The following is a 6,462-nucleotide window of genomic DNA, read 5'->3' as shown; positions in this document are numbered from 1 at the left end:
GATGTTCGCGACGGAGGTCAGCCACACGACGCGAGTCTTGCCGTCGCTGATCAGGTCAGCCATGAGGCCCTCCAGGGCATGAGAAAAGCCCCGGCCGGATGGCTCAGGGCTGGCGGTGGATGGGTGAGGGTCAGATGCGCAGCGCGGCGACGGTCACGGTCGTCGAGGCGCTGTAGCCGATGGCGCACAGGCTGTCCGTCGGCGACTGGAACAGGTCCGGCTGGAGCGGGCCGATCATCCGCTCGCCGGAGGCCGGGACGGAGACGGTCACGTTGGAGACGGACTGCCCGCGCACGGACGCGGTCGCCGTGAGCGTCACGGTCACGGCGGAGGCGGAGCCGTTCTTGACGTGCAGGAAGTTGCGGTCTCCGACCTCGCACTTGTCGCCGCTGCTGGCGGCGTTGGCGTAGGTGGGGTTCAGGCCGGCCAGGGCGATGGCCTGGGTTCCGAGTGTTGCCATGGGGTGCCCTCCATTAGGCGGGGGTTGAGCGGATGCGGTACTGGACCGGGACGTACCAGAGCGGCGGGGTGACGTCGTCGTCCCGCTGCACGGGCGGCCCGCCCAGGTCCTCGGGCGGCCAGCAGGTGCGGCCCTCCACGGGCAGGGGCGCGGCGAGCGCCCGGCGGACGCGGCCGGCGACCCACAGCGCTCGGACCACGTCGCCGCCGACGCAGGTGACCTGCATCGTCGACTCGATGTCCGTGCGCTCGTCGGCGAGGGACTCGCGGCCGGCCATTCCCGGGTCCGGGTAGAGGACCGCGTACTTGTCCGGGGGCGTCCAGCGGCCCGCGGGCGTGCCGCCCACGTAGACCGTGAGCCCCACGTCCTCAAGGGCCTTCTGCACGGCGTCCAGGTGGGGCAGCGCATCGGGGGTGGCGGGTGCGGGCATCCGTCACCACCAGGCCAGGCCGCGCTCGGCGAGCAGCTGCATCTGCGCCTCGAAGCGGGGCAGTTCCGCGTCCAGGGCGCGGCCGCCGTCGTTGTGCGGCGGGTTCTTCACCGAGCCGTACTCCAGCAGGTTGCCGAGCGCGCCCTGCGGGCCGCCCTTGTCCGGGCCAATCGTGGCCATGAACAGGTCCCGGCCGTAGGCAGCGAAGTCGTAGCTGATACTCCGCGGGTACAGCCTGGCGTGCTTGCCGGCGGTCCCCCTTGCGTTGGCCCGCCAGTCCTTCTTGATGTTCATCGCGCCGCGCATCGTGACCGCGCGGGCCTCCCGCCGCAGCCGGGGAATACTGCGGGTCAGGTGCCGCTCCAAGCGGCGCACCTCACCCATGTCGAACTGTGCACTCATGACCGGTCCTCCGTGCTGAGCCGCCAGGCCGTGGCCTGGTCCGAGTACGCCACCCCGATCACCCACAAGATCAGGCCGACCATGCGGGCGTCCTCCGACTCCAGCACCTCGACTTGGGAGCCCGGCGTGACCAGCACGTCGGGCGGCAGCGGCGTGGACCACGGCAGGTGCACCTCGTAGTCCCGCAGGGACACCCGCCGCTCAGCCGCCGACACGTGGTCACCAGCCGCCTGCATGACCCGCTTCACCCGGCCCCGGCCCTCGTACAGCGTCGTCCGCGCGCCCGGCACCGTGGCCCCGGGCTCCCGGTCGAAACCGTCCGGTGCCTGCGCGAACAGGCGGACCCTGTCCCGCATCCGCCACTCGGCCGAGGCCCGGGACCGCGCCAGCAGCCGGTCCATGCCACTCACGGCCTGGACCTCGGCGCCGAGGGCGTGATGCTGAACGCCGTGGTGAGCACAGGGCGCAGCATCTCCGCCTCAGCGTCGCTGATGTACAGCTCGCCCGCAGACCGGGCCGCATCGTAGGTGACCTGATAGTCGTCGATGGACTCCTGCCGCAGGCCCTGCGGGTTTTGGAGGACCCGCAGGACCATAGCCCGGCACACCGCCTTCGACGTCGCCGTGGGCTCGGCCGCGTACCGGGGGAACCGGTCCACGATCATCGCCGTGGCGTCGTCCAGGAGCGCGGTCGCCTGGCGGGTCTCCTCCGGGGTCAGGTCACGGCCCAACCGGTCTGCGATGTCAGACAGTTCCGCCAGTGCCACCGCTGCCCCCTACTTGCCGTCGCCGCCCGAGCCACCGTCGGTTTTGGCCGGTGCCTTCACCTCGGCGACCTCGTACTCGTCGGGCAGGGCCCGCAGCCGCTTGATGACTGCGGCGTCGGACGTCTCGCACAGACCGTCCTCGAACTTCGCCCAGACGCCCTTGTCGTCCTGGAGGACCAGGCCCCGGTACTTCGTGCTCTCGAACTGCGCCATGACGGCGGTCTCCTTACTTCAGGTCCGTGATGAGGCCGTGGTACGACTCCGGCCCGTACTCCAGGCCCACCTCGCCGTACAGCTGCCACTTCTCCGAGGCGCCGACCTTGGCGAGCGGCTCGGCGAACAGCATCCCCTTGCCGGGGATCTCCAGCCACACCGGCGCGCACACGGACAGGTCGACGATCGCGATCTGCCCGGCCGGCATCCACCGGTCGACCATGATCCCGAAAGTCCCGAAGTCCGTGACCAGCGTGTCGACCGCGACGCCGCCGATGTTGCGGGACGCGGTCGGCTGGTTCAGGGTCGGAGCGCTGTACAGGTTCGACAGGGTGACCTTCTGGCCCGGGCCCGTCATGAAGACGGTGGTGTCCTGCGGCAGCCGGGCGCCGTTCCCGAACATCGTGGCCAGTTGGGCGTCGATGATCGCCTTGGACAGGTCGCGAGCGGTGCCGCCGTTGGCGTTCACGTTGGTGCTGATCGCCTTGAGCAGGCCGCGGGTCTTCCGCGCGGTCGCGTTCGTGGTCGGCTTGGCGTAGGTGCCGTTCAGGAACGACATCTCGATGTCGACGGCCATCGCTTCGAGTTCGGCGGTGATCTGCATCGTCAGCTCGTCGTTGACCGGGTTGTCGTCGGCGCCGATGTTGATGCCGCCGTACATGCCGGTCGCGGCCTGGCGGGTGTAGGACACCTCGACCGCGGACTGGTGGATCTCGACGACGTTCGAGACAGCCGACCGGGACCGGGCCACACCCGTCGGGGCGTTGGCGCCCTCAAGGGCGCTGTTGTTCGCCGTCGACGAGCGGCGGTCCATCGTCTGCCACTCGAACTCGGTGCTCTTGGTCCTCTTGCCGCCGGACAGGCCGCCGATCGCGGCGAGGAACGGGGTCTCCGTCGGCGTGACCTTGTACAGGTCCCCGTGGTAGTTCGGCAGGTTGTAGGTCGTGCCCTGCCCGGTAACTGCGGCCATGAGCCGCTCCTTTCTGGGTGAGGGCGGCCCCCTGGCCTGCCCTACTTGCTGGGGGTCTTCACCTCGCGCAGCTGCTGCGTCTTCAGCGCCAGCGCGAGTTTCGTGTTGCCGGCCTTCTCCGCCTCGCCGATCTGCTGCGCGAGGTTCGGCGGGGTGCCCGGGCGGGCTCCCTGCGCCGGATCCGGGCGAGGAACACGAGGACCGGGCTCGGTCGCGGCCCAGTGCGGCTTGCGCGTCAGCAGGTCGTCCAGGGCCGCCGTGATGGCGTCCCCGTCCACGGCGCCGTCGTCGGTGACGTAGGAGCCGCCCTGGAGCGCGTCGACCGCGTCCAGCGGATCCTGGAAACGCCCGGCGGCCAGCGCCTCGACCTTGGACGACACGGCCAGCCGGGTTGCCTGCTCGGCACGCGTCTGCGCCTCCTTCAGCGCGTCCGCCTGCCGCTCGGCCTCGGTCTTGTCGCGGTCCTCGTACTCCTTGAGCCGCGCGGCCTGCTCCCTGGCCTTGTCCTCGGCTTCCTTGGCCCGCTGCTTCCAGGCCGTGAGGGCCTTCTCCCCGGCCGGGCCGAGGGGCGCGTCGCCGTCGCCGTCCTTCGCGGACGTGCCGGGCTCGGTGGCTGGCGGCGTCGAGGCGGTGTCCTGGTCGGCTCCGGTGTCCTGCGGGTTGCCCGCAGCCGGATCCGTGGTCGGTTCGGTGGGTGTGCTCATCAGGTGCTCCCGTTGCAGGAGTCGGGACCGCCGGCATTGCGCCGGGGTCAGGTCAGGTAGCCGAAGCGCTTCAGCATGGCGAGCGCCTCGTCCCGGCTCTCAGCGAGCCGGTAAATCTCCTCGGGCATCAGTCGCGGCGCCCGCATCTGGAAGCCACGGCCGGACGGCCCGACCTGGCCCCGGTCGATGGCCCGCTGCCGCTCCCGCCGGTAGAACTCACCGCGGCGGGTGGTGCCCTCGGTCGTGGCGGCCACGCGGCGACCGTAGGCGTCCGCTGTGGTCATGCCCCGCCGGGCGTTCACCACTGAGATCGGGTCGGCGCCCTCCCGGATCGCACGGGCGCCAGCCGCCCCAAACACGCGCTCCTGCTCGGCAGCGCTCAGGCTGTTGAAGTACGCCTTCGGGTCGATGAACCCGGACGCCCCACGACCGGGCCGGGTCGTCGGGGTGAAGCTGTCAGATCCCACCCGGCCGTGCTGCTGACGGGCAACCAGCGTCGTCGGCAGATGGATGCAGTCACACCGCGGATGCCGCTGGAAGCCCTTGTTCCAGCCGTACTCAGCGCCCGCCAGGATGATGCAGCGTGAGCACGCCGGAGGCTGCACCACTCGCACATAGCCCTGAATCGTCCGACGGCCCGCCATCGCCACACCGGTCGCGCCACGGCCCGCGTCAGCGACCTGCGTCGCGGTGATCCGCAGCGCGCTCGCCAGCGACCCGCGAAACGCGTCCTCCATCGACTGCCCGGCCGCCAGCCGCACCCGCCAGTCGATGACCGGCTGATACAGCAGCGAAACGAGCGGCCGCCCATCGGAGGCGATCCCCGCGAACGCGCCCGGGCGGACACGGCCGGCGGCCTCCGGGTCGGCGTGCTCGGCGGCCAGGACGGCGTCCAGGTACGGGTCCGCCAGCCGCGCCGCCTGGAGCTGCGCATCGGCCACGGCGCCCACCAGGAGCGGCGCCAGCTGCTCCCACGAGCCGCCGATATCCGACCGGCTGATCTGCCGCCACACCGCCTGTACGCGGTTGACGGCCTGTCGGACGATGACCTGCTGCCGCCGGTACTGCTCCAGCGCGATCGCGCGCAGCGCTGCGTCGACCACGGCCTACGCTCCCGGCTGCGGGACGCCGTCCCCCGGCTTCGGCCCGTACCCGGCGGCCAAGTCGCCGCCGAGGGCCCGCTGGAGAGCGTCGCCGTCCATCTGCCGCATCCGCTCCCGCTGCACCGCCGTGTAACCGAGGTCCTCGCGGCCCTGCTCGATGGGCAAGAGGCCCACCTGCACCAGCTTCGTGACCGCGTCCGCCTTCTGCGCGAACGTCGGCGTCGACGGATCCCGCCACAGCGTCTCCAGACGCGTCGCCCGCGGGTCCCATTCGCCGTCCCGGATCCGCAGGATCAGCTGGTTCATCCGCTCGTAAGAGCCGGAGAAGCAGCGCTGCCGCCGCTCGGCACGCTTCACCAGCCGCGTCTCAGCGCTGCGGATCGCGTCGGCGCTGGGCGGATTGTTCGTGTCCAAACCCAAAAAGTGGGCGGGCTGCCCGGACAGCGCAGCCACCAGGCGGGCGAGCAGCTCGATGGTGCTGTGGAAGTTGGACAGATTCGCCTCGGGGAACTGGATCACGTCGGCGCCGTCCTCGCCCCCCTTCCCCTTCGTCGTCGCCCAGATGCGGCCGGCCAGCCGGGACCACACCGACACCTTTTTGCCATCCGCGTCGACGAAATCGTTCTCGTCGACGCCGAACGCGACCCTTCTGGGCATCGCGTGGTACTCGGCGGACACCATCATGTCCGTGGCCACCTTGCAGGCCGCGTCCGAGATCGGGATGACGTCCGCCAGCTCGGAGACACCGCCTGGCTTCAGGGTGCGCGGCCGGTTGACCAGCGGCACCACGGGCGGCACCTCCAGGCCGTGCTCGTCCCGGTCAACCTCCTTCCAAGAGGTCGCCGTCGTCTGCTCGTAGTAGTGCGTCACCCCAGGGATGTAGAGAGCCGCGTACCGGTCCGTGATGGCGTCCGTGAGCGGGTCCTGCTCATGCCAGCGTTTCAGCGCCGCCCGGACAGCGCGCGTGCGCGGGTCCCAGTCGACCTGCATCTGCAGAGGTGACTCGACCGTCACCAGCGGCGTGGCAGCGTCCTGCTCGTTCGTGCCGGCCACGAGGAACGAGCGGCGCATCGCGAGGGCGTCGATGTGCCCCATCTGCGACTGCTCGTCCATGCCGTTCGCCTGCCAGATCGCCCACAGATCGTCGGCCGTCTGTTTGTTGTCCGCGTACCGGAACCCCTCGACGTCCAGGCGCTCCTCGAGGGCGTCGACGACCAATCTGGGCCAGTTGATGACCACTTGCCGCAGCTGCTCGCCGAGTTCCTCCAGGAGTTCGGGGTGCAGGTACGCGAGCGGCTGCTGGCCCTCGTAGTACCGGTTCAGCTCCTCCAGGCCGGGCTTCAGGCCCTCGTGTACGCGTGCGAGATGCCCCACCCACTCCTCGGGGCTGCGGTCCTTCGCCTGCACGGCCACA

The 6,462-nt window shown here is 70.8% G+C and carries 10 protein-coding genes; all 10 read right to left on the bottom strand.

What is annotated here, in order from left to right; all coding sequences use genetic code 11:
• Nucleotides 1-130 precede the first annotated feature (130 nt).
• Genes ACFVJQ_RS41165 through ACFVJQ_RS41120 form a run of 10 tightly spaced genes read right to left on the bottom strand, consistent with a single transcriptional unit; the run spans nucleotide 131 to nucleotide 6,455 of the window.
• On the bottom strand, nucleotides 131-460 hold the full coding sequence (locus ACFVJQ_RS41165) for a hypothetical protein (protein ID WP_375847168.1): 330 nt from the start codon (nucleotides 458-460) through the stop codon (nucleotides 131-133).
• 13 nt (nucleotides 461-473) lie between these two features.
• The gene (locus ACFVJQ_RS41160; RefSeq protein ID WP_375847169.1) at nucleotides 474-890 is read right to left on the bottom strand and encodes a hypothetical protein; all 417 of its coding nucleotides are present in this window, start codon (nucleotides 888-890) and stop codon (nucleotides 474-476) included.
• Nucleotides 891-893: 3 nt separating this feature from the next.
• Complete coding sequence (locus tag ACFVJQ_RS41155) at nucleotides 894-1,292, bottom strand: hypothetical protein (protein WP_375847170.1); 399 nt, start codon at nucleotides 1,290-1,292, stop codon at nucleotides 894-896.
• Nucleotides 1,289-1,693 carry a DUF6093 family protein gene (locus tag ACFVJQ_RS41150; RefSeq protein WP_375847171.1) on the bottom strand — a complete coding sequence of 135 codons (405 nt, stop codon included), beginning with the start codon at nucleotides 1,691-1,693 and terminating at the stop codon, nucleotides 1,289-1,291. Before ACFVJQ_RS41150 ends, ACFVJQ_RS41155 begins: the two co-directional genes overlap by 4 nt.
• 5 nt (nucleotides 1,694-1,698) lie before the next feature.
• Nucleotides 1,699-2,058, bottom strand: a complete 360-nt coding sequence (locus tag ACFVJQ_RS41145) for a Gp19/Gp15/Gp42 family protein (protein ID WP_375847172.1) — start codon at nucleotides 2,056-2,058, stop codon at nucleotides 1,699-1,701.
• A 9-nt stretch (nucleotides 2,059-2,067) separates the two neighbouring features.
• Complete coding sequence (locus ACFVJQ_RS41140) at nucleotides 2,068-2,271, bottom strand: hypothetical protein (RefSeq protein ID WP_375847173.1); 204 nt, start codon at nucleotides 2,269-2,271, stop codon at nucleotides 2,068-2,070.
• A 13-nt stretch (nucleotides 2,272-2,284) separates the two neighbouring features.
• A complete protein-coding gene (locus ACFVJQ_RS41135; RefSeq protein WP_375847174.1) occupies nucleotides 2,285-3,241 on the bottom strand; it encodes a DUF5309 family protein in 957 nt (318 codons plus the stop codon).
• A 41-nt stretch (nucleotides 3,242-3,282) separates the two neighbouring features.
• Nucleotides 3,283-3,945, bottom strand: coding sequence for a hypothetical protein (locus tag ACFVJQ_RS41130; protein ID WP_375847175.1), 663 nt, complete (start codon nucleotides 3,943-3,945; stop codon nucleotides 3,283-3,285).
• A 47-nt stretch (nucleotides 3,946-3,992) separates the two neighbouring features.
• Nucleotides 3,993-5,048, bottom strand: coding sequence for a hypothetical protein (locus ACFVJQ_RS41125; protein WP_375847176.1), 1,056 nt, complete (start codon nucleotides 5,046-5,048; stop codon nucleotides 3,993-3,995).
• A 3-nt stretch (nucleotides 5,049-5,051) separates the two neighbouring features.
• A complete protein-coding gene (locus tag ACFVJQ_RS41120; RefSeq protein WP_375847177.1) occupies nucleotides 5,052-6,455 on the bottom strand; it encodes a phage portal protein in 1,404 nt (467 codons plus the stop codon).
• Nucleotides 6,456-6,462 lie beyond the last annotated feature (7 nt).

Source organism: Streptomyces sp. NPDC127197, from assembly GCF_042672405.1.
GTDB lineage: Bacteria > Actinomycetota > Actinomycetes > Streptomycetales > Streptomycetaceae > Streptomyces > Streptomyces flavusporus.
Note: the sequence above shows the minus strand (reverse complement) of the source record. Positions and strands in the feature narration are given on the sequence as shown.

What these genes read in the sequence shown, in the direction of transcription:
- ACFVJQ_RS41165 (WP_375847168.1), bottom strand. Translation starts at nt 460, where the DNA reads ATGGCAACACTCGGAACCCAGGCCATCGCCCTGGCCGGCCTGAACCCC.
- ACFVJQ_RS41160 (WP_375847169.1), bottom strand. Translation starts at nt 890, where the DNA reads ATGCCCGCACCCGCCACCCCCGATGCGCTGCCCCACCTGGACGCCGTG.
- ACFVJQ_RS41155 (WP_375847170.1), bottom strand. Translation starts at nt 1,292, where the DNA reads ATGAGTGCACAGTTCGACATGGGTGAGGTGCGCCGCTTGGAGCGGCAC.
- ACFVJQ_RS41150 (WP_375847171.1), bottom strand. Translation starts at nt 1,693, where the DNA reads ATGGACCGGCTGCTGGCGCGGTCCCGGGCCTCGGCCGAGTGGCGGATG.
- ACFVJQ_RS41140 (WP_375847173.1), bottom strand. Translation starts at nt 2,271, where the DNA reads ATGGCGCAGTTCGAGAGCACGAAGTACCGGGGCCTGGTCCTCCAGGAC.
- ACFVJQ_RS41135 (WP_375847174.1), bottom strand. Translation starts at nt 3,241, where the DNA reads ATGGCCGCAGTTACCGGGCAGGGCACGACCTACAACCTGCCGAACTAC.
- ACFVJQ_RS41130 (WP_375847175.1), bottom strand. Translation starts at nt 3,945, where the DNA reads ATGAGCACACCCACCGAACCGACCACGGATCCGGCTGCGGGCAACCCG.